Annotated in this window: 22 protein-coding genes; 10 read left to right on the forward strand and 12 right to left on the reverse strand. The window is 58.1% G+C overall.

The features are described 5' to 3' along the window. The first annotated feature begins 15 nt into the window (after positions 1-15). Positions 16-582 (forward strand): NAD(P)H nitroreductase, encoded by a 567-nt coding sequence (locus ACQR3R_RS00075; protein ID WP_428269870.1) that lies wholly within the window; start codon positions 16-18, stop codon positions 580-582. Between the two features lie 115 nt (positions 583-697). Here the strand turns inward: ACQR3R_RS00075 and ACQR3R_RS00080 are convergent, their stop codons facing one another. The 6 genes from ACQR3R_RS00080 to ACQR3R_RS00105 form a co-directional block, all read right to left on the reverse strand. Beyond that, a complete protein-coding gene (locus ACQR3R_RS00080; RefSeq protein WP_428269871.1) occupies positions 698-2,038 on the reverse strand; it encodes an ATP-binding protein in 1,341 nt (446 codons plus the stop codon). A gap of 174 nt (positions 2,039-2,212) precedes the next feature. Next, positions 2,213-2,662 (reverse strand): Spy/CpxP family protein refolding chaperone, encoded by a 450-nt coding sequence (locus ACQR3R_RS00085; RefSeq protein ID WP_428269872.1) that lies wholly within the window; start codon positions 2,660-2,662, stop codon positions 2,213-2,215. Between the two features lie 148 nt (positions 2,663-2,810). Further along, the gene (locus tag ACQR3R_RS00090) at positions 2,811-3,488 is read right to left on the reverse strand and encodes a response regulator (protein ID WP_428269873.1); all 678 of its coding nucleotides are present in this window, start codon (positions 3,486-3,488) and stop codon (positions 2,811-2,813) included. 7 nt (positions 3,489-3,495) lie between these two features. Continuing rightward, the gene (locus tag ACQR3R_RS00095; protein ID WP_428269874.1) at positions 3,496-3,909 is read right to left on the reverse strand and encodes a hypothetical protein; all 414 of its coding nucleotides are present in this window, start codon (positions 3,907-3,909) and stop codon (positions 3,496-3,498) included. Between the two features lie 121 nt (positions 3,910-4,030). Beyond that, on the reverse strand, positions 4,031-4,330 hold the full coding sequence (locus ACQR3R_RS00100; protein WP_428269875.1) for a YciI family protein: 300 nt from the start codon (positions 4,328-4,330) through the stop codon (positions 4,031-4,033). A gap of 1 nt (position 4,331) precedes the next feature. Continuing rightward, positions 4,332-4,928: a septation protein A gene (locus ACQR3R_RS00105; protein WP_428269876.1), complete on the reverse strand. Its 597-nt coding sequence runs from the start codon at positions 4,926-4,928 to the stop codon at positions 4,332-4,334. An 87-nt stretch (positions 4,929-5,015) separates the two neighbouring features. Between ACQR3R_RS00105 and ACQR3R_RS00110 the strand changes: the two genes are divergently transcribed. The 8 genes from ACQR3R_RS00110 to arfB all read left to right on the forward strand — a co-directional run bounded on the left by ACQR3R_RS00110 (position 5,016) and on the right by arfB (position 12,659). Next, the gene (locus ACQR3R_RS00110) at positions 5,016-5,879 is read left to right on the forward strand and encodes a PHP domain-containing protein (protein WP_428269877.1); all 864 of its coding nucleotides are present in this window, start codon (positions 5,016-5,018) and stop codon (positions 5,877-5,879) included. Further along, a complete protein-coding gene (locus ACQR3R_RS00115) occupies positions 5,854-6,522 on the forward strand; it encodes an L-threonylcarbamoyladenylate synthase (RefSeq protein ID WP_428269878.1) in 669 nt (222 codons plus the stop codon). The genes ACQR3R_RS00110 and ACQR3R_RS00115 overlap by 26 nt, the downstream gene beginning before the upstream one ends. Then, entirely contained in the window at positions 6,523-7,344 is an 822-nt protein-coding gene (locus tag ACQR3R_RS00120; protein WP_428269879.1) for a segregation/condensation protein A, read from the forward strand. Between the two features lie 11 nt (positions 7,345-7,355). After that, the gene (gene scpB, locus ACQR3R_RS00125; protein WP_428269880.1) at positions 7,356-8,342 is read left to right on the forward strand and encodes an SMC-Scp complex subunit ScpB; all 987 of its coding nucleotides are present in this window, start codon (positions 7,356-7,358) and stop codon (positions 8,340-8,342) included. A gap of 36 nt (positions 8,343-8,378) precedes the next feature. Continuing rightward, on the forward strand, positions 8,379-8,570 hold the full coding sequence (locus ACQR3R_RS00130; RefSeq protein WP_428269881.1) for a DUF1289 domain-containing protein: 192 nt from the start codon (positions 8,379-8,381) through the stop codon (positions 8,568-8,570). A gap of 157 nt (positions 8,571-8,727) precedes the next feature. After that, positions 8,728-9,996, forward strand: coding sequence for a 23S rRNA pseudouridine(2605) synthase RluB (gene rluB, locus ACQR3R_RS00135; RefSeq protein WP_428269882.1), 1,269 nt, complete (start codon positions 8,728-8,730; stop codon positions 9,994-9,996). 733 nt (positions 9,997-10,729) lie between these two features. Next, positions 10,730-12,142, forward strand: a complete 1,413-nt coding sequence (locus ACQR3R_RS00140) for an amino acid permease (RefSeq protein WP_428269883.1) — start codon at positions 10,730-10,732, stop codon at positions 12,140-12,142. Positions 12,143-12,245: 103 nt separating this feature from the next. Next, positions 12,246-12,659, forward strand: a complete 414-nt coding sequence (gene arfB, locus ACQR3R_RS00145) for an alternative ribosome rescue aminoacyl-tRNA hydrolase ArfB (protein WP_047600013.1) — start codon at positions 12,246-12,248, stop codon at positions 12,657-12,659. On the opposite strand, the gene ACQR3R_RS00150 is transcribed toward arfB, so the two are convergent. The 6 genes from ACQR3R_RS00150 to phhA form a co-directional block, all read right to left on the reverse strand. Then, on the reverse strand, positions 12,656-13,855 hold the full coding sequence (locus ACQR3R_RS00150) for an MFS transporter (RefSeq protein WP_428269884.1): 1,200 nt from the start codon (positions 13,853-13,855) through the stop codon (positions 12,656-12,658). The genes arfB and ACQR3R_RS00150 overlap by 4 nt on opposite strands. A 104-nt stretch (positions 13,856-13,959) precedes the next feature. Further along, positions 13,960-14,142, reverse strand: coding sequence for a hypothetical protein (locus ACQR3R_RS00155; RefSeq protein WP_428269885.1), 183 nt, complete (start codon positions 14,140-14,142; stop codon positions 13,960-13,962). A 77-nt stretch (positions 14,143-14,219) separates the two neighbouring features. Beyond that, positions 14,220-14,351: a hypothetical protein gene (locus tag ACQR3R_RS00160; protein ID WP_428269886.1), complete on the reverse strand. Its 132-nt coding sequence runs from the start codon at positions 14,349-14,351 to the stop codon at positions 14,220-14,222. A 197-nt stretch (positions 14,352-14,548) separates the two neighbouring features. After that, the gene (locus ACQR3R_RS00165; RefSeq protein WP_428269887.1) at positions 14,549-15,742 is read right to left on the reverse strand and encodes an aromatic amino acid transaminase; all 1,194 of its coding nucleotides are present in this window, start codon (positions 15,740-15,742) and stop codon (positions 14,549-14,551) included. Continuing rightward, positions 15,742-16,098 carry a 4a-hydroxytetrahydrobiopterin dehydratase gene (locus tag ACQR3R_RS00170; protein ID WP_428269888.1) on the reverse strand — a complete coding sequence of 119 codons (357 nt, stop codon included), beginning with the start codon at positions 16,096-16,098 and terminating at the stop codon, positions 15,742-15,744. Before ACQR3R_RS00170 ends, ACQR3R_RS00165 begins: the two co-directional genes overlap by 1 nt. Positions 16,099-16,168: 70 nt before the next feature. Next, positions 16,169-16,960: a phenylalanine 4-monooxygenase gene (gene phhA / locus ACQR3R_RS00175; RefSeq protein ID WP_428269889.1), complete on the reverse strand. Its 792-nt coding sequence runs from the start codon at positions 16,958-16,960 to the stop codon at positions 16,169-16,171. 280 nt (positions 16,961-17,240) lie between these two features. Here phhA and ACQR3R_RS00180 point away from each other — a divergent pair, with 280 nt between their 5' ends. Beyond that, entirely contained in the window at positions 17,241-18,800 is a 1,560-nt protein-coding gene (locus tag ACQR3R_RS00180) for a sigma 54-interacting transcriptional regulator (RefSeq protein WP_428269890.1), read from the forward strand. The last annotated feature ends 255 nt before the right edge of the window (positions 18,801-19,055 follow it).

Consider the following 19,055-nt stretch of genomic DNA (forward strand, 5'->3'; position numbering starts at 1 on the left):
TACAGGAGGTGGCCGATGCAGGCTCTCGACGCTTTGCTCAACCGTGTTTCCGTTCCCCGACTGGTCGACCCGGCGCCCACTGCCGAGCAGCGTGAAGCGCTGTTTGGCGCAGCGATGCGTGCTCCGGATCACGGTCACCTGCAGCCGTGGCGTTTTTTGACCGTAGAAGGTGCCGCGCGCGAGCAAATGGGTGAGTTGCTGGCGCAAGCGGCCAAGCTGCAGGACGGCGAAGTATCCGAGGCCGCCGTGGACAAGGCGCGGAATGGCCCATTACGGGCGCCGCTGGTGGTGGTAGTCATTGCCCGGTTGCAGGATCACGTCAAATACCCGAAATCCGAGCAATTGCTGGCGGCCGGTTGTGCGGCGCACGGGATCTTGCTGGCGGCTTATGCGCAGGGCATTGGCGCGGTATGGCGCACTGGAGAGCTGGCGTACTCGGCGCATGTGGCCAAAGGTTTGGGGTTGGCAGAAGGGGAGGAAGTGATTGCGTTTCTTTACCTGGGTACGCCGCAGAAAGAACCGCGTGTGGCAGAGAAGGTCGATCTGGCCGAATTTGTCAGCGTCTGGCCTGGCAACGCCTGAAGATCAAAAGAGCGCAGCCTCGTTTCACTCGACAGCGCCTACAGAACCACGCGGTCCATGTAGGTGCTGTCGAGTAAAACGAGGCTGCGATTCTTCGCATCACCACAACGCTCTCTCAGAGCTGGATCACCGCTCCTGGTACCAGCGGCAAATCAAGGCTTGCAACAAACCCTCCCTCCGGATGATTGGCCAGCACCAGAGTCCCGCCATGGCGTTCTGCCGCGCGGCGTGCAATGGCCAACCCAAGTCCATGCCCGGCAGCAGTCTGGCCTGGTGCACGGTAAAACGGCTCACCCAACTGGCTTAAATGTTCAGCTTCTACACCGGGCCCGTGGTCACGCACACTCACCACAATCCGCTCGCCTGTACGCACAGCCTGCATCTCGATCGGCGGACCTACCGGGTTGAACCGTTGAGCATTGCGCAACAGATTGTCCACGGCGCGCTCGATCATCGTCGGCCAGCCTTTGAGGTGTAGCTGTGGCTCTGCTTTCAAGCGTACGTTTTGCTCGGGCGAACCCAGTTGCGCATCCTTCTGCAGGGTGTTCAGCAGTGCATTGAGGTCAATGTCCTCTGCACTCGCGTTATCGGCGTCGACCCGCGCCAGCACCAGGATCTCGCTGATCAAAGCTTCCAGTCGATCGCACTCGCGGGTCAGGCGCGGCCAGAGTTTTTCCCGTTCTTCAGGTTTTGCCCGCTCAGCCAATGCCAGGGCGATGCGCAGCCGGGCCAGCGGTGAACGCAATTCATGGGAAACATCGCGCAGCAGTTGGCGCTGGCTGCCGATCAGACTTTGCAGGCGCGCACCCATGCGGTTGAAGTCATTGGCCAACACACCGAACTCGTCGCGTCGGTTGGCCAGTTTCACCAGGCTGTTCTGTTGATAGGTGGTTTGCCCCAAGTCATGCACTGCGCCGCGCAAACGGCTCAGCGGGCGGGTGATGGACATCGTCACGAACAGGCTGAATAACGTCAGTACTACCAGCGCGATTCCGAGTGCGCTCAACGGCCAGAGCAGGCTATCACGGTGCCAGGAATCAAGTTCGGGGTGAGGAATGCGATAGATCAGCAAGTAGGTATTGCCGGTCTTCTCGCTGGTGTATTCAGCGGTGAGACGGCGCCATGGCAAGCGGCGATCATCGTCATGTTGTCGTGCTTCGAAAGCCGCCGCGCGACGTGGAAAGGTACCGCGCACCACCGGATCGCCACTTTCGTTGAGCACCTGGACATCAATGTGATACTGACGTTTGCGCTGTTCGAGGATGTCCTGCGCGGCGTCTTCACCCTGATTTTCGTAGGTTTGCGTCCACTGTTCGGCCAAGGTGTTGAGGCCGGGATGGCGACTGAGAATCCAGGCGTCCTGATTCAGCATGTGCCCAAGCAGAATCGAAAGCCCCGCAACCAGGGCGATGGCCAGCCAGAAGCTGGCCAGAATACGCCAGAACAGTGAGCGCACAGAAAGTCCTCAAGCAAACGCAAATCAACGTGGGAGCGGGCTTGCTCGCGAAAGCAGTGTGTCAGTGACAAAAACTTTGCCTGATACACCGCTTTCGCGAGCAAGCCCGCTCCCACATTTACTTTAGTGGCAACAGACCCGACGGTGTTGAGCCATCGGGTCCGGGTTAACGCATTATTGCGCTTTTTGCGGTTGTTGCGCTTTCCAGGCCTTGAATTCGGCCCATTCAGCGCGACGCTCAGCCTGTTTTTTCTGGATCGCGTCGAATTGCTTCTGTTGGTCCGGTTTCAGTACTGCGCGCACATCGGCTTCGGCTTTCTGATGTTTGGCAGTCATTTCGTCTTTCATGGCTTTCTGGTCAGCTGGGGAGAGTTTCTCCAGGTACTTTTCGACCAGTTGTTTGCGATCATGCATCTGCTCGCCCATGATTTTGCGGATCTGCTCGCGCTGTTCGCGGCTCAGGTCCAACTGGCTGTACGGGCCGCCTTTACCGTGCTGGTACATCTGACCGCCGTGGCGCGGGCCGTCCATCGGACCACCCATCGGGCCCGCGCCTTCGGGCATGGCCATGGCAACGGTCGGCAGAGCGGCGGCAAACATCAGAGCGATAAGAGTCTTGCGCATGGTGAATCTCCTTGTCTCGTTCCCGGTACGTTCCGGATGAGTTCAGATTACGGAGATCAAGGTCAGCGGCGGTCAGGGGAGCGTAAAGCTTGGGTAAAGACGATTTCGCAGCGTCCTGACAAAACTGTAGGAGCGAGCATGCTCGTTCCTACAGGCTGTAGTAGTAACCGCGGCTGCGCAGGGCAACGATGCGAGGGCGGCCGTCGGGGTGCGGACCGATTTTTTTGCGCAGGTTGCTGACGTGCATGTCCAGGCTGCGGTCGTACAGGGTCAGTTTGCGGCCAAGAGCGATTTGCGCCAGTTCCTGCTTGTCCAGCGGCTCGCCGGGTTGCTTGAGCAACGCTTCGAGCAAACGGCTTTCGGAGACGGTGAGGGTGAATTCCTGCTCTTCGATGCTGACTACGCCACGCACAGGGCTGAAACACAGGTCGCCCAATTCCATCTGGCTGGAGACGGCAGCCGGATGACTACGGCGCAATACCGCTCGTAAACGGGCGGTCAGTTCCCGTGGATCGCAGGGCTTTGCCAGGTAGTCGTCGGCGCCCAGTTCCAGGCCGAGGATGCGGTCCAGCGGTTCGCCACGGGCCGAAAGCATCAGCACCGGCAAATCCGGATGGTCGCTGCGCAATTGCTTGAGCAATTCCAGGCCACTGCCGTCCGGCAGCATCACGTCCAGTACCACGGCGGCCGGGGCAGTTTCTGCCAGCGCGCGGCGTGCACTTTGGCCGTCGTGGCAGGCACGGACCTGAAAGCCTTCCTGGCTCAGCCAACTGCTCAGAAGCTCACACAGCTCCTGGTCATCATCAATTAATAACAGCTCGCTCATGAATCACTCAATTTAGCCATTGCCGACGTTTTCGACTTGCACCACTGGCGAAGATACCGCAGAGCAAGGCTAATAGCGCTACCCCACCACCAATGACGAACCACTGCTGTTGATCGGTCAGCAGGCGCGGCAGCGGACTACTGGCCAGAGCTTCCTTGAGTTGCAGCTTGAGGCGCTGATTCTCTTGGCGCAATCGGCTCAGTTGAGCGCTTTCGCGTTCGCCATCGGCATTTTGCAATTGTTTGTTCAATTCTTCTCGTTGCCGCTCACTTTCTTTCAAGCGTTGCTGCAACTCGGTGATCTGGCTACCGGCGCTCAAGGACAGCGGCGTCGAATTACTGCCAGCGGTACTTTCCTCACCGTGGGCGGGGCCAACCATCGACAACGTCACCAACATCAGACACAACGGACCCTTGCGCATCACGACTCCTGATTCCAATCGAGTTATTGGGCAAGTTGTCGGCAGGCAAACGAGAATAATGAGCGATTGAGAGCGCGATGAACCAACAAGGTTCACCGCGCGGGGACATTTTTGAAGAAAGTTACGGCAGGACTTGCTTGAACGGCTTGACTGAAACGTTGGCGTAGACGCCTGCAGCGATGTACGGATCAGCGTCAGCCCAGGCTTGCGCAGCGCTCAGGGAATCGAATTCGGCGACGATCAGGCTACCGGTGAAACCTGCGGCGCCCGGATCATTGCTGTCGACGGCCGGGTGCGGGCCGGCCAATACGATTCGACCTTCACCTTTGAGCTGTTGCAGGCGCTCAAGGTGTGCTGGCCGAGCGGCCATGCGGGCTTGCAGGGAGTTGGCGACGTCTGTGGCAATGATTGCGTAGAGCATGTCAGTCCTCGGTTTTTGGCGTTGTGGTATCGGCGTCGTGCAGGTGGCGAGACAGGTAGATGCCTTGGCCCACCAGGAATATCAGCGTCATGCCCAGGCTGCCGAAGACTTTGAAGTCGACCCAGTAGCTCTGGAAGGTGAACGCAACGAACAGGTTGGCGGCGCCGCAAAACAGGAAGAACACGATCCAGGCGATGTTCAAACGGGTCCATACCGGGTCTGGCAGGGTCAGCGCATGGCCCATGATGCGTTTGATCAGTAGTTTGTCGCCGATGAAGTGGCTACCGATGAAGGCCAGCGCGAACAGCCAGTTGACCACGGGCGCCTTCCATTTAAGGAAGGTTTCGCTGTGGAACGCCAAGGTCAGGCTGCCGAATACCAGGCAGGCGATCAGGGTCAGCCATTGGCTTTTCTCCAGCTTGCGCTGGGTAATGAACAATGTGCCGTAAACCACCAGGGAACTGATGATCAGCATCGCGGTGGCACTGTAGATGCCCCCGATCGACAGCTCATGGCCGGCGATGTCGACAACGCGAGGATCGATTTTGTAGACGATGAAAAACAGTAGAAGCGGGATGAAATCGATGAATTGTTTCACAGTGGCAGCCAGAAGCAGGATGTGGCGGCATAATAACAAACATATGGGCGCGCGATAGCGCCAGCTGATTTGAGGTAACACTTCCCCGTGAATGTCGATTTGCACTGCCACAGCACCGCCTCCGATGGCGCTTTAGCGCCTGCAGTTCTGGTTGCGCGTGCGTTCGAGAAAGGCGTGCGAGTCCTGGCCTTGACCGATCACGACACCCTTGAAGGGCTGGAAGAGGCCCGCAATGAGGCCACGAAGCTTGGGATGCATCTGGTCAACGGCGTCGAGTTGTCCTGCACATGGGGCGGCGCGACCATTCATGTGCTGGGCTACGGTTTTGATGTCAATGCCGCGCCGTTGGTCGAAGCCATCGCAAAACTGCACGATGGCCGCTGGCTGCGGTCCGAAGAGATAAGCCGCAAATTAGCCTTGAAAGGCATGCCTGGCGCGCTGGAAGGCGCTCGGACTGTGCAACAGGCATTGGGCGACAGCGGTAACGCGCCGGCCCGTCCGCACTTTGCCGACTGGATGGTGCAGGAAGGGTTCGTCAAAGATCGCGCCGAAGCCTTCCGCAAATGGTTGGGCGCCGGCAAATTGGGCGACGTCAAGCAACACTGGCCAACCCTTGAAGACACTGTCGAAACCCTGCGTGCGGCGAAAGCCTGGGTCAGTCTTGCGCACCCTTGGCATTACGATTTCACGCGCAGCAAACGTCGCCGGTTGATTTCTGACTATATTCAAGCAGGGGGCCACGCTATAGAAGTGGTCAATGGTTATCAGCCCGCCGAGCAGGTGGGCAGCCTAGCCATTCTCGCCCGTGAGTTCGGTCTGCTGGTCAGCGCCGGCAGTGATTTTCATGGCCCTGGAGGCTGGTCCGAGATCGGCGAATATCGCGCCCTCCCGGAGGATCTGCCGCCACTTTGGTGTCGATTCAAACATGACCCAATTATTGCCGCCGTCTGAACAGGTAGAGAATGTGAGTCAATTTTTCCAGATTCATCCGGAAAATCCGCAAGCGCGCCTGATCAAGCAGGCAGTCGAGATCATCCGCAGCGGCGGGGTGGTGATTTATCCCACCGACTCGTCCTACGCCATTGGTTGCCAGATCGGTGACAAGAATGCCGTGGAGCGCGTGCGCCGGTTGAGACAACTGGACGACAAGCACAACTTCGCGCTGATCTGCAGCGACCTGTCGCAGTTGGGGCTGTTCGCCAAGATCGACACCGGCACTTTCCGTCTGCTGAAGGCGCATTTGCCTGGTCCTTATACGTTCATTCTCAACGCCACTCGCGAAGTCCCGCGCCTGCTGTTGCACCCTAAAAAACGCACCATCGGCCTGCGCGTACCGAGCCACCCGATTGCGCTGGCGCTGCTGGAAGAGCTAGGCGAGCCGTTGATGAGCGTGACGCTGATCATGCCCGGTGACACCGACCCGCTGACCGACCCTTACGAAATGCGCCAATTGCTCGAGCATCAGGTTGACCTGATCATCGACGGCGGCTTCGGCGGCATCAAGGCTTCCACTGTGATCAACCTCGCCGATGGCGAGCCGCAAGTCATCCGCGTAGGTTGCGGCGACCCGGCGCCGTTCATGGCCGAGGCGTAGATGTCGGCAGTGGAACCCGTTGTCGACAGTCAGGCCGGAGCCCAGCAAGAGCTGCCCTTCGCCATGGTCTATGGCCAGGCAGTTCTTGAAATGCCGCTGGACTTGTACATTCCTCCGGATGCGCTTGAAGTTTTTCTCGAAGCTTTTGAAGGCCCGCTCGACCTGCTGCTTTACCTGATTCGCAAACAGAACATCAATATTCTCGACATCCCGGTGGCGGAAATCACGCGCCAGTACATGGGGTACGTCGAATTGATGCAGTCGGTGCGCCTGGAACTCGCCGCCGAATACCTGGTGATGGCCGCGATGCTGGCCGAGATCAAGTCGCGGATGCTGTTGCCGCGAGCAGAAGCGATTGAAGCCGAAGAAGACGATCCTCGCGCCGAACTGATCCGTCGCTTGCAGGAATATGAGCGCTTCAAGGCTGCCGCTGAAGGCATTGACGCCCTGAGCCGAGTCGGCCGTGACGTGGTGGTGCCCAAGCTCGATGCTCCCGAAGCTCGCGCGCGCAAGCTGTTGCCCGACGTCAGTCTGGAAGAGTTGTTGATGTCGATGGCTGAAGTTCTACGCCGTGGTGACATGTTCGAAAGCCACCAGGTCAGCCGCGAAGCGCTGTCCACGCGTGAGCGCATGAGTGATGTGCTGGAGCGGCTCAAGGGCGGCGGTTTTGTCCCGTTCGTGGAATTGTTCACCGCAGAAGAGGGGCGTCTCGGCGTCGTGGTGACTTTTATGGCGATCCTCGAACTGGTCAAGGAATCTTTGGTGGAGCTGGTGCAGAATGAGCCGTTCGCGGCAATTCATGTGCGGGCCCGAGCCGAATAACGAGTTGAAACATGAACCTGACTGAACCCCGTGACCTGGCGCCATTGCTTGAAGCCTTTCTGTTGGCCTCGGGAAAACCGCAGTCGCTTGAGCGCCTGTTCGAACTGTTCGAGGAGGGCGAGCGCCCAGAGCCTCCGGTTTTCAAGAAAGCGCTGACGATTCTGGCCAAGTCTTGTGATGGTCGCGCGTTTGAATTGAAAGAGGTTGCCTCCGGTTATCGCCTGCAGATTCGCGAAAAATTTTCGCCTTGGGTCGGGCGTTTGTGGGAAGAGCGTCCGCAGCGTTATTCCCGCGCAATGCTCGAAACCATGGCGCTGATCGCTTATCACCAGCCGATCACCCGCGGAGAGATCGAAGACGTTCGAGGCGTTGCGGTCAACAGCCACATCGTCAAAACCTTGCTGGAGCGCGAGTGGATTCGCATCGTCGGTTACCGTGACGTACCCGGCAAACCTGCAATGTTCGCCACCACTAAAGTGTTTCTGGATCACTTCAACCTGAAAAACCTCGACGATTTGCCACCCCTGGCCGACCTGCGGGAAATGGAGCCAGACCCCATCCTCGATTTCGACGACGTGCCGGTGCCTGCAGGGTTGCAAGAGTTGGCAGACGCCAGCGCCGAGCCGGAAGAGCCCAAGGAAGAAACCAGTTTTCACACGCTCCTGCTGGAGCTGGACACCATGGAGGAAGGTCTCAAGACCGATTTCGACGATTTGTTGCGCGATGGAGCAGTGACAGAAGAAACGCTCGAGACGCACATTGAGGTTGAACTTCAGGTGGAGCCCGAAGCCGAAATCGAAGAGCCACAGGATGAAGTGCCGCAGGAAGAAGAGCTTGAGGATGATGTGCTGGGCGTTGCCGAAGCCCGCGAAAAACTCCTTGCCGCTGTAGCTGCGCTTGAACAGAAGACGCCCGAGCCAGAATTGACTGACGAAGAGGCCGAAGCCCGGGCCCTCGCCGAAGCCATCGAGGCCGAGCGCCGCGAATTCGAAGACTGACCCGCCGCTGTAGGAGCGAGTCAACTGGAGTTATCGATGAGCTCAACCAAAGACCCTTGCATCAGCGTCTGCAAATTTTCCGATGACATCTGTGTCGGTTGCGGTCGCAGCAAGCGTGAGATCAAGACCTGGAAGAAAATGGACAAGGTCGACAAGCGTTCGGTGCTTGCTGAAGCAGCGTTGCGGTTGATCAAACTGGGCGTCACCGGCCGGCGGAAAAACAAATAACCTGGCGTCGATCAGCTAGTCTCTGATGCGCTAACGCTTGCATGAGCGTATGATTCGCGACCCTCGAGCGAGCCCTTCGCCCGAAGACCCAGATTTACATCGCTTCAGGACGCTCAAGCCAGAGCCTCCTGAACAGACCACACCGGGAGGTGCCCAGATGAGTATCAACGACCAGAAAGACGACCAGGAAATCGGCCCAGCAGGCGAAAAACTGCAGAAAGTCCTCGCCCGTATCGGCGTCGGCTCGCGCCGTGACGTAGAAGCCTGGATCAGCCACGGCCGCATCAAGGTCAATGGCAAAGACGCCACCCTCGGCCTGCGCGTCGACCTGCATGACGCCATTACCATTGATGGCAAGGTGATCAAGCGCGAAGAAGCCGCCGAGTCGGTACGCCGCGTGATCATGTACAACAAACCAGACGGCGAAATCTGCACCCGTGACGACCCTGAGGGCCGTCCGACCGTGTTCGACAAGATGCCGCGCCCGAAAGAAGGTCGCTGGATCAACATCGGTCGTCTGGACATCAACACCACTGGTTTGCTGATGTTCACCACTGATGGTGAGTTGGCCAATCGCCTGATGCACCCTTCCTACGAAATGGACCGTGAATACGCGGTGCGTGTGCGTGGCGAAGTCGATGACGAGATGATTGAGCGCTTGAAAGCAGGCGTCGTCCTCGAAGACGGCCCGGCCAAGTTCACCGACATCAAGCAAGCACCCGGTGGCGAAGGTTTCAACCACTGGTACCACTGCGTAGTGATGGAAGGTCGTAACCGCGAAGTACGTCGTTTGTGGGAATCCCAGGGTTTGGTGGTCAGCCGTCTGAAGCGCGTGCGTTTCGGGCCGGTGTTCCTTAACTCGGACCTGCCGATGGGCCGCTGGCGCGAAATGAGCCAATACGAAGTCGACATTCTGAGCGCTGAAGTGGGCCTGACCCCAGTGGCCATGCCGCAGATGAACGCCAAGAGCAAAGACAAGCTTGAGCGCATGCAGCGTAAATCGTCGCGTCCGGTTGGCAAAACCGAACGTGTACGCACTTTGCGTCCGGCTGCAGGCGCCCCGGCAGTCGGCCCGCGCCCAACGCGTGAACCGCAGATCGAAGGCGAACGCGGTTCCCGCAAACCTGCTGCTCCTCGTGCAGACGGCGAGCGCGGCCCGCGCACTCCGCGTCCGGCCAATGGCCGTACTGAGCGTGGCGAAGGCCGCGGTGCGCCTAGCGGTGGCCGTAGCGATCGCGGTGCCCCAGCCGGTCGCGGTACACCAGTGGCTGACCGTCCATCCGACACTAAGCGCCCGGCCAAGCCTGCGCCGAAGAAGCGCCCAGGTATCGTCCTGGTCGACAAGGATGCACCGTCGGGCAAGCGTCGTGGCGCCCCCGCCGGCTCCGGCCAGCGCCCAGGCTTTGGTCGTCGCAAGCCTGAGTAATCGGTAAACGCTATGTAAAAGCGCCAACCCTCGGGTTGGCGTTTTTTTTTGCCTGCTCATCGCGAGCAGGCCGACTCCCGTGAGCAAGATTTTTCAGAAAAAATGCCTTCAAAATGTGGGAGCGAGCCTGCTCGCGATAGCGTTAGCCCTGCACCGTGAACTCGGATTGGAAAGCCAGCTTGACAGCCTGTAACGAAAATTTTCCGAAACCTGCCGATTGGCCTTGTGAAATTGTCACGTCTTGAAGGCCGTAAGAAAAAGCTTACAGCCAACATTCTTGCCCGTTGCTTCCAGCCCTCTAGCCCGCTTGTTTTACTCACCTTTGCAGGGTGAGATGCGCCCCATGCCTGTCGTGCAGGCGCATAACAAGAAGGAGGCGCAATGTACGCCGTGACTGATCTCCACTTCCCTGCGCGGGGCATTTTTCTTGCCGCCGCCGTCGACGACCTGCAAAGGTCAGACTCATTATTTGCAGCCATCCGTGACCTTGCGGGTGGACACATGCAGCCCCGGCAAATGACACGCTGATTCAGCGGGTCTGGTAGCAGGGGGTTACAGGTGTACAATGCGCCGCGTTTTAACTGTGACTTCCTGCGTATATACGCGCACTTCAGGGCTACCCGCCTTGTTCACTCCGCCATGCCACAAGCCTGTCGGGTTCGATTTCGTCACAGATAAAAACAAACAGGTGACGCATGTCCGTTGTAAATACGCTGAACGTGAGACCCTTTTCATGAGTGGACAAAACTCGCAACCAGGCGAGCTGAAGCGCGGCCTGAAAAATCGCCACATTCAATTGATCGCCCTCGGTGGCGCGATCGGTACCGGGTTGTTCCTGGGCTCGGCCGGTGTTCTGAAATCCGCCGGCCCGTCGATGATCCTCGGGTACGCGATCTGTGGCTTTATCGCTTTCATGATCATGCGCCAGCTTGGCGAAATGATCGTTGAAGAGCCGGTAGCCGGTTCCTTCAGCCACTTTGCGCATAAGTATTGGGGTGGTTTCGCAGGCTTTCTGTCGGGCTGGAACTGCTGGATCCTTTACATTCTGGTGGGCATGTCCGAACTGACTGCGGTCGGCAAATACATTCACTACTGGGCGCCGGACATCCCGACCTGGGTCTCGGCCGCCGGTTTCTTTGTATTGATCAATTTGATCAACCTGGCCAACGTCAAAGTGTTTGGCGAAGCCGAGTTCTGGTTCGCGATCATCAAGGTTGTCGCGATTGTCGGCATGATTGCGCTGGGCAGTTACCTGCTGATGAGTGGTCATGGTGGCCCGCAAGCGTCGGTGAGCAACCTGTGGGCCCACGGCGGTTTCTTCCCCAACGGTGTCAGTGGTCTGGTGATGGCCATGGCGATCATCATGTTCTCTTTTGGCGGCCTGGAAATGCTCGGGTTTACCGCTGCAGAAGCCGACCAGCCTAGAACCGTGATTCCGAAAGCCATCAATCAGGTGATCTACCGGATTTTGATTTTCTACATCGGCGCGCTGGTTATTTTGTTGTCGCTGACGCCTTGGGACAGCCTGTTGGCAACCCTGAACGCATCCGGTGATTCCTACAGCGGTAGCCCGTTCGTGCAGGTGTTCTCGATGCTTGGCAGTAACACCGCCGCGCATATCCTCAACTTCGTGGTGTTGACCGCAGCGTTGTCGGTGTACAACAGCGGCACCTACTGCAACAGCCGGATGTTGTTGGGCATGGCCGAACAGGGCGATGCGCCGAAAGCACTGGCCAAGATCGACAAGCGCGGCGTGCCGGTGCGTTCGATTCTGGCTTCGGCGGCGGTGACGTTGATTGCCGTATTGCTCAACTATCTGATCCCGCAGAACGCGCTGGAACTGTTGATGTCGCTGGTCGTGGCGACGCTGGTCATCAATTGGGCGATGATCAGTTTCTCGCACTTCAAGTTTCGTCAGCACATGAACAAGACCCAGCAAGCGCCACTGTTCAAGGCTCTGTGGTATCCCTACGGGAACTACATCTGCCTGGCGTTCGTGGGCTTCATCCTCTGCGTGATGTTGTTGATCCCGGGTATTCAGATCTCCGTGTATGCGATTCCGGTGTGGATCGCGTTCATGTGGGTCTGCTACGGCATCAAGAACAAACGCTCAGCGCAGCACGCATTGCACGCCGCATCGAAATAACGCGGCACGCAAAAACGACAAACCCGGCCACGTGCCGGGTTTTTGATTTATACAGGCTCGCATACCCGCGTATCCTGAACGCCCTGATCCCGGACGCTTTTCCATGCTGGTGATTTCCAACAATGTGCATCTGCCGGATGCCGAGATCGAGCTGACGGCTATTCGTGCGCAAGGCGCGGGTGGGCAGAACGTCAACAAAGTCTCCAGTGCCATGCACCTGCGCTTCGATATTCCCGCCTCATCGTTGCCGGAGTTTTATAAGGAACGGCTGCTGGCGCTGCGTGACAGTCGCATCACCAGTGATGGCGTGTTGATTATCAAGGCCCAGCAATACCGGACCCAGGAAGCCAATCGCGCGGATGCGCTGGAGCGACTGACCGAGTTGATTCTGAGTGCCACCAAGGTTGAAAAAAAGCGCCGTCCAACCAAACCGACGCTGGGTTCGAAAAAGCGTCGGCTGGAGTCCAAGACCAAGCGCGGCAGCATCAAGGCTGGACGCGGCAAGGTCGACTTTTAGCGAGCGTCACGTTCTTCCCTGTATTTTGGCGCCTGCCGGTACAGGTAAATACTCAGCATCAAACCGCTCAATGCGGCGATGGCGGCGAACAGGAATATCGACGCAAAACCAAAGCCTGCCGCAATTGCCCCGGCCACTGGGCCGGTAATTCCCAGCGATAAATCAATAAACAGCGAATAAGCCCCGACTGCCGCGCCACGGCTGGACGCAGGCACCAGGTTGACTGCTTCCACGCCCAGCGCCGGAAACACCAGCGAGAAACCGAAACCGCTCAGCGCCGCACCCGCCAACGCCCAATGAGCGTCTGGTGCCATCCACAACAGCAGCAGGCCCAGGGTTTCTACCGACAGGCACGCAATGGCAACGCGAAACCCGCCGAGACGGTTGATCAGGTTGCCGAACAGCAGCCGTGCACCAATGAAACTGGCGCCGAACAAGCTCAGGCACAGCACCGCGTTTTCCCAGTGCTGCGTGGCGTAATAAAGGGTGATGAAGGTTGCGATGGTGCCGAAACCGATGGAGCCCAGCGCCAGGCCGCAACCGTGCGGCAGCACTCGCCCGAGTACATGCATGAACGGTAGCCGTTCACCGACCACAATTGGCGCGGCGGTTTTAGGCCACGCTAATGCCAGGCCAAGAACAGCCAGCAGCACAATGCTCACGCCCATGCTCCACAAGCCCAGTTTACTGACCAGCAGTACCCCGAGCGGAGCGCCGATAGCCAGCGCGCCGTAACTGGCAATGCCATTCCAGGAAATAACTTTAGCGGTGTTCGCGGCGCCCACCCGGCCGATGCCCCAGCCAATCGAACCGGAACCCACCAGGCTTTCTGCGCTGCCCAGCACTAATCGGCCGATCAACAGGCTGATCAGGCTCAGCATCGGCAGGCTTTGGGTAAAGGCTGAAATCAGCATGAACACGCCGCTCAAGCCGCAGCCTGCCAAGCCATACATCACCGCCAGTTTGCTGCCCTTGTTGTCGATGATTTTCCCGGCGTAAGGACGGCTGAGCAGTGTGGCCAGGTATTGCACGCTGATCACCAGCCCGGCAATCACGGCGCCAAAGCCCAGATCGCTGTGGACGTAGCCCGGCAATACGGCAAGGGGAATGCCGATGTTCAGGTAGCCGATAAAGGTAAACAGGACGATGGAAACAACTTGCAACGTTACCGCCAAGGGGCGCGGATTTTCTGACATGGGTAAAGGTCCACGGGGAAGCTAGGTAGATAGGCTGCTTATGATAGCGGCGCTGAAGCTAGTGGGGCGGGGAAAAGTCAAACTATTTGCCGGGCGGAGCAGCATCAGGGCTTGGCAGGAGCAACCAATTGCGTCGTGACCAGGGCGGCCAAGGCGTTTTCTTCGCTGCCGAAACGGGCGAGCAGGGCGGCTTGTTTCTCGGGGGAGAGGCGATTCCAGATATCGATCATCTTTTCGGCGGTGCCGATCAGGACGCTGGCCTGGGTGTCGCTGAAATTGTCGGTCATGGTGTGCAACTCGAGGGATCAGGCGGTGTGGAAAGCGCATGTTAGCGCTTTCCACACGGTCTGGTAGTGCAGGTATTTCAGTCTTCGCTGTCAGCCTTTCGACTGTCAGTGGCTTCCTTCGGCTCGGGCTGTTGGGCACCGGCTTGTTGCGGGGTTGTCTGCTCAGTTTCGTGCAGGCTTGGGAAGGGGAGATTAGGGATCTCGTGCATGTTCGCGCTCCTCGCAAAGTCTGTTGATAGATCTGGTAGATCCGCGCTTTTACAAAGCTTGAGCAGGATACAGCAGGAGAAATGACAAATAGACTTTTATCTCTATTTGTTTCGACGGATGGGCTTGTCTAGACACATCTGAGCTATTGCACCGCTTTATCGGTAGGAGCGCGCATGCTCGCTCCTACCGGGGAAGGTTATTGGCAGACGGCTGCGATGGCTTCGGCCAACAGGTCCAAGCGTGTTGCATCAATGCCCGCTACGTTGGCGCGGCCGGAGCTGACCATGTACACACTGTGATGCTCGCGCAGTTGCTTGACCTGCTCCGGCGTCAACCCGGTGTAGGAAAACATACCGCGTTGCACGCCAATGTGTGCAAAGCGCTCACGCAAGCCGTGGGGCTCGAGGGCTTCCACCAAACCGCTGCGCAATTGAGCAATGCGCAAACGCATCGACTCCACTTCATCGGCCCAGAGGCTTTTCAGCTCCGGGTCGCCCAGAATGGTCGCAACCACAGCCGCGCCGTGGTCCGGTGGCGTTGACCACAGGTTGCGCGCGATATTGGCCAGTTGACTGCGAATATCCAGCAGCTTGTCGGCGTTTTTCGCGCAGACAATCAGTGCGCCGGTGCGATCTCGATAAAGGCCGAAGTTCTTCGAGCACGAACTGGTGATCAGCACTTCAGGCAGTTCTTCGGCAAACAAGCGAGTCGACCACGCATCCTGTTCCAGGCCATCGCCGAACCCCTGATAGGCGAAGTCGATCAACGGCAACAAGTCTCGACTGCGCACTACATCCAGCACTCGGCGCCAGTCGTCATGCGACAGGTCGAAACCGGTCGGGTTGTGGCAGCACGCATGCAGCAGCACCACATCGCCCTTCGGTGCCAGCTTGAGTGCTTGCAGCATGGCCTCGACGTCGAGACGGTTATCACTGCCCACATACGGGTAATGGCTGACCTTGACTCCGGCCGTGGCGAAAATGGTTTCGTGAATCGGCCAGGTTGGATTACTCAGCCAGACACCGCGCCCCGGCAGGCAATGCGCGATGAAGTCGGCGCTCAGGCGAAGTGCACCGGTGCCACCCGGTGTTTGAGTGACCCCGGCGCGTTGTTCGTCGATCAACGCCGAATCTGCACCCAGCACCAGCTCGTTGATGGCTTTGCCGAACGCAGGTTCACCGTGGCCACCGATATACGTCTTGGTGTTCTGGCGATCCACCAGTCGCGCCTCGGCGAGTTTCACCGCTTGGGGAATAGGCGTCAGGCCTTGGGCATCTTTATAGACGCCCACACCCAGATCGAATTTGCGCGGGTTTGGGTCCTGCGCATAAGCGTCCATCAACCCGAGAATCGGGTCGCCCGGAACTCTGCCGATGGCGTCGAAATGCATTATTTGCGCCCCTCGGCATCCTTGGCCACAACGTCAGTGCGTGCAGCCATGATGAAGTCGTTACGGTGCAGGCCTTTGATCGAATGGCTCCACCAGGTCACGGTGACTTTGCCCCACTCGGTCAGCAAACCTGGGTGGTGGCCTTCGGCTTCGGAGATTTCACCGACAGCGTTGGTGAATGCCAGCGCGTGTTTGAAATTTTTGAACAGGAATACTTTTTCCAACTGCATCACGCCGTCGCGAACTTCGATGTTCCAGTCCGGGATCTGCTTGATCAGCACCGGCAGTTCTTCGTCGCTGACTTGAGGGGCGCCGGCCTGGCAGGCTTCGCAATGAGCTTGGTTCAATGTGGACATGATCTGTTTCCCGATTCGATTCTTGTTAGACGTTACTATTTTTCAGTGCGTACCGCGACTGCTGGCGTGCTCAGGCAGCCTTGGGTTTCGGTGGAAATTTGGGTGCATGCAAACCTAACTGCATGCCTTGCTGAACCATGCCCATGATGTCTTCGTGGGCCAGGTCAAACAGGCGCTTGAGGTTAGGCAGCACAAAATACAGAGGCTGCAAGATGTCGATTCGGTAGGGCGTGCGCATGCATTCCAGCGGATCGAAGGCTTGATGCTCAGGCTCGTCCGACAATGAATAAACAGTTTCTTTCGGTGAAGAAAGAATGCCGCCGCCGTAGATGCGCTGGCCTTGTGGTGTGTCGACCAGGCCGAATTCGATGGTCATCCAGTACAGGCGCGCCAGATAAACGCGTTCTTCCTTGGACGCCTGTAGGCCAAGCTTGCCGTAAGTGTGGGTAAATTCCGCAAACCAAGGGTTGGTCAGCAGCGGGCAGTGGCCGAAAATCTCATGGAAAATGTCCGGCTCTTGCAGGTAATCCAACTCTTCGCGGGTGCGAACAAACGTCGCCACCGGAAACTGTTTGTTAGCCAGTAATTCGAAAAAGGTCTGGAAAGGAATGAGCGCCGGCACGCGGGCAACTTGCCAGCCAGTGGTTTCACCGAGGACTTTGTTGATCTCGCCGAGCTGTGGAATGCGGTCGTGGGGCAGGGCGAGCTTTTCGATACCGTCCAGGTATTCCTGGCACGCACGACCCTCAAGCACCTTCAGTTGACGAGTGATCAGCGTGTTCCACACCGCGTGTTCTTCGGCGGGGTAGTCGATAAAACCTTGCGCATCGGGCTCGCGAGCCACGTATTGCGTCTGCTTCATGCTGCTCTCCTGCTAGGGGAATTCGTTCTTGTTATGTCCAGCTATGGACTTAGAAATACCCCAAAGGTGTGGAGCGAGGCAGTGCTTGCCTTCTTCAGCGCGTAGGAAGATTCTTGCTATTCGTAAAGTTTTCGTTACGGATCGGCTGTTGAGGCGCAGGTATTGGGTTTTTTGGGCTTGAAAAGCGCTTTGGCTGTCACATAATCTTGACGATTAAGTTGGCGTCTGCGCAAAAAACTACCCGCTCAGCGTTTCGATCAACCTGTTTCGAGCCCTTCATATGCGTATCAAAGTTCACTGCCAGAACCGCATCGGCATCCTGCGCGACATTCTTAACCTGCTGGTCGAGTACGGGGTCAACGTCGCTCGTGGTGAAGTCGGCGGTGAGCATGGCAACGCGATCTACCTGCATTGTCCGAATCTGATCAACATTCAATTTCAGGCGTTGCGTCCGAAGTTTGAATCGATTGCCGGGGTTTTTGGCGTCAAGCGTGTAGGGCTGATGCCCAGTGAGCGTCGGCACATGGAGCTCAATGCATTGCTTGGCGCGTTGGAGTTTCCGGTGTTGTCGATCGACATGGGTGGCTCGATTGTCGCGGCCAACCGCGCCGCTGCGCAGTTGCTCGGGGTGCGCGTAGATGAAGTGCCGGGCATCCCGCTGTCGCGTTATGCGGAAGATTTTGACCTGCCGGAACTGGTGCGAGCCAATAAATCGCGGATCAATGGGCTGCGGGTCAAAGTGTGCGGCGACGTGTTTCTCGCCGACATCGCCCCGCTGCAATCCGAGCATGACGACAGCGAAGCCATGGCGGGTGCGGTGCTGACGCTGCACCGTGCCGACCGTGTGGGTGAGCGCATCTATAACGTGCGCAAGCAGGAATTGCGTGGCTTCGACAGCATTTTTCAAAGCTCGAAAGTCATGGCTGCTGTTGTGCGCGAAGCCCGGCGCATGGCACCGCTGGACGCACCTTTATTGATAGAGGGTGAAACCGGCACCGGCAAAGAATTGTTGGCGCGCGCCTGTCACCTGGCGAGTCCGCGCGGCCAGTCGCCGTTGATGGCGCTCAACTGCGCCGGTTTGCCGGAGTCCATGGCCGAGACTGAGTTGTTCGGCTACGGCCCGGGTGCTTTTGAAGGCGCGCGGGCTGAAGGCAAGCTCGGTCTGCTGGAGCTGACGGCGGGCGGTACGTTGTTTCTCGACGGTGTCGGGGAAATGAGCTCTCGCTTGCAGGTGAAATTGCTGCGGTTCCTGCAGGACGGTTGCTTCCGTCGTGTAGGCAGCGATGAAGAGGTTTATCTGGACGTGCGAGTGATCTGTGCGACGCAGGTGGATTTGTCGGAGTTGTGCGCTCGCGGAGAGTTTCGCCAGGATTTGTATCACCGTTTGAACGTGCTTTCGCTGCACATTCCACCCTTGCGTGAATGCCTTGATGGTCTGACGCCACTGGTAGAGCACTTCCTCGACCAGGCCAGTCGGCAAATTGGCTGCCCGTTGCCGAAACTGGCGCCCGCAGCGATGGAACGGCTGGTTCATTACCACTGGCCAGGCAATGTCCGACAGCTGGAAAACGTGTTGTTCCAGGCGGTTTCGCTGTGTGAGGGCGGGACGGTCAAGGCTGAGCATATTCGACTGCCGGACTACGGCGTGCGTCAGCCACTTGGCGACTTTTCGCTCGAGGGAGGGCTGGACGCGATTGTTGGACGCTTCGAGAAAGCGGTGCTCGAGCGGTTGTATTCCGAGCACCCAAGCAGCCGGCAATTGGGTAAGCGGTTGGGGGTTTCGCACACCACCATCGCCAACAAGTTGCGTGAGTATGACGTCGTCAAGACCGAGTCATAACGGGTATTTGCGGTAGTTGTTCTGGGCTCTTCGCGGCAAGCCCGCGAAGACGCCGGCACTGCCTGCACCTTGGTCAAGGCTTGCCACCAAACGGCATAACACCGCCGGTTTTTCGTCTTTGACACAATCCCCGATTCCCTTCGAAATCGCTAAAACCCTTTGTTTGCCGGGCCCCACGCCGCCAAAAAAAAGTTGGTCTGCAAATTGCTTATTGCTCATCAGTACAGCGGTGGGCGGCAAACGTCCGGCATGCAG

Source organism: Gordonia sp. IEGM753 (assembly GCF_050321825.1).
In the GTDB taxonomy this organism is placed as follows: Bacteria; Pseudomonadota; Gammaproteobacteria; order Pseudomonadales; family Pseudomonadaceae; genus Aquipseudomonas.

What these genes read in the sequence shown, in the direction of transcription:
- ACQR3R_RS00165 (WP_428269887.1), bottom strand. Translation starts at nt 15,742, where the DNA reads ATGCATTTCGACGCCATCGGCAGAGTTCCGGGCGACCCGATTCTCGGG.
- ACQR3R_RS00115 (WP_428269878.1), top strand. Translation starts at nt 5,854, where the DNA reads ATGACCCAATTATTGCCGCCGTCTGAACAGGTAGAGAATGTGAGTCAA.
- ACQR3R_RS00095 (WP_428269874.1), bottom strand. Translation starts at nt 3,909, where the DNA reads ATGCGCAAGGGTCCGTTGTGTCTGATGTTGGTGACGTTGTCGATGGTT.
- rluB (WP_428269882.1), top strand. Translation starts at nt 8,728, where the DNA reads ATGAGTATCAACGACCAGAAAGACGACCAGGAAATCGGCCCAGCAGGC.
- ACQR3R_RS00075 (WP_428269870.1), top strand. Translation starts at nt 16, where the DNA reads ATGCAGGCTCTCGACGCTTTGCTCAACCGTGTTTCCGTTCCCCGACTG.
- ACQR3R_RS00180 (WP_428269890.1), top strand. Translation starts at nt 17,241, where the DNA reads ATGCGTATCAAAGTTCACTGCCAGAACCGCATCGGCATCCTGCGCGAC.
- ACQR3R_RS00160 (WP_428269886.1), bottom strand. Translation starts at nt 14,351, where the DNA reads ATGCACGAGATCCCTAATCTCCCCTTCCCAAGCCTGCACGAAACTGAG.
- ACQR3R_RS00090 (WP_428269873.1), bottom strand. Translation starts at nt 3,488, where the DNA reads ATGAGCGAGCTGTTATTAATTGATGATGACCAGGAGCTGTGTGAGCTT.
- ACQR3R_RS00120 (WP_428269879.1), top strand. Translation starts at nt 6,523, where the DNA reads ATGTCGGCAGTGGAACCCGTTGTCGACAGTCAGGCCGGAGCCCAGCAA.
- ACQR3R_RS00085 (WP_428269872.1), bottom strand. Translation starts at nt 2,662, where the DNA reads ATGCGCAAGACTCTTATCGCTCTGATGTTTGCCGCCGCTCTGCCGACC.
- ACQR3R_RS00170 (WP_428269888.1), bottom strand. Translation starts at nt 16,098, where the DNA reads ATGTCCACATTGAACCAAGCTCATTGCGAAGCCTGCCAGGCCGGCGCC.
- ACQR3R_RS00150 (WP_428269884.1), bottom strand. Translation starts at nt 13,855, where the DNA reads ATGTCAGAAAATCCGCGCCCCTTGGCGGTAACGTTGCAAGTTGTTTCC.
- ACQR3R_RS00155 (WP_428269885.1), bottom strand. Translation starts at nt 14,142, where the DNA reads ATGACCGACAATTTCAGCGACACCCAGGCCAGCGTCCTGATCGGCACC.
- scpB (WP_428269880.1), top strand. Translation starts at nt 7,356, where the DNA reads ATGAACCTGACTGAACCCCGTGACCTGGCGCCATTGCTTGAAGCCTTT.
- arfB (WP_047600013.1), top strand. Translation starts at nt 12,246, where the DNA reads ATGCTGGTGATTTCCAACAATGTGCATCTGCCGGATGCCGAGATCGAG.
- phhA (WP_428269889.1), bottom strand. Translation starts at nt 16,960, where the DNA reads ATGAAGCAGACGCAATACGTGGCTCGCGAGCCCGATGCGCAAGGTTTT.
- ACQR3R_RS00140 (WP_428269883.1), top strand. Translation starts at nt 10,730, where the DNA reads ATGAGTGGACAAAACTCGCAACCAGGCGAGCTGAAGCGCGGCCTGAAA.
- ACQR3R_RS00130 (WP_428269881.1), top strand. Translation starts at nt 8,379, where the DNA reads ATGAGCTCAACCAAAGACCCTTGCATCAGCGTCTGCAAATTTTCCGAT.
- ACQR3R_RS00100 (WP_428269875.1), bottom strand. Translation starts at nt 4,330, where the DNA reads ATGCTCTACGCAATCATTGCCACAGACGTCGCCAACTCCCTGCAAGCC.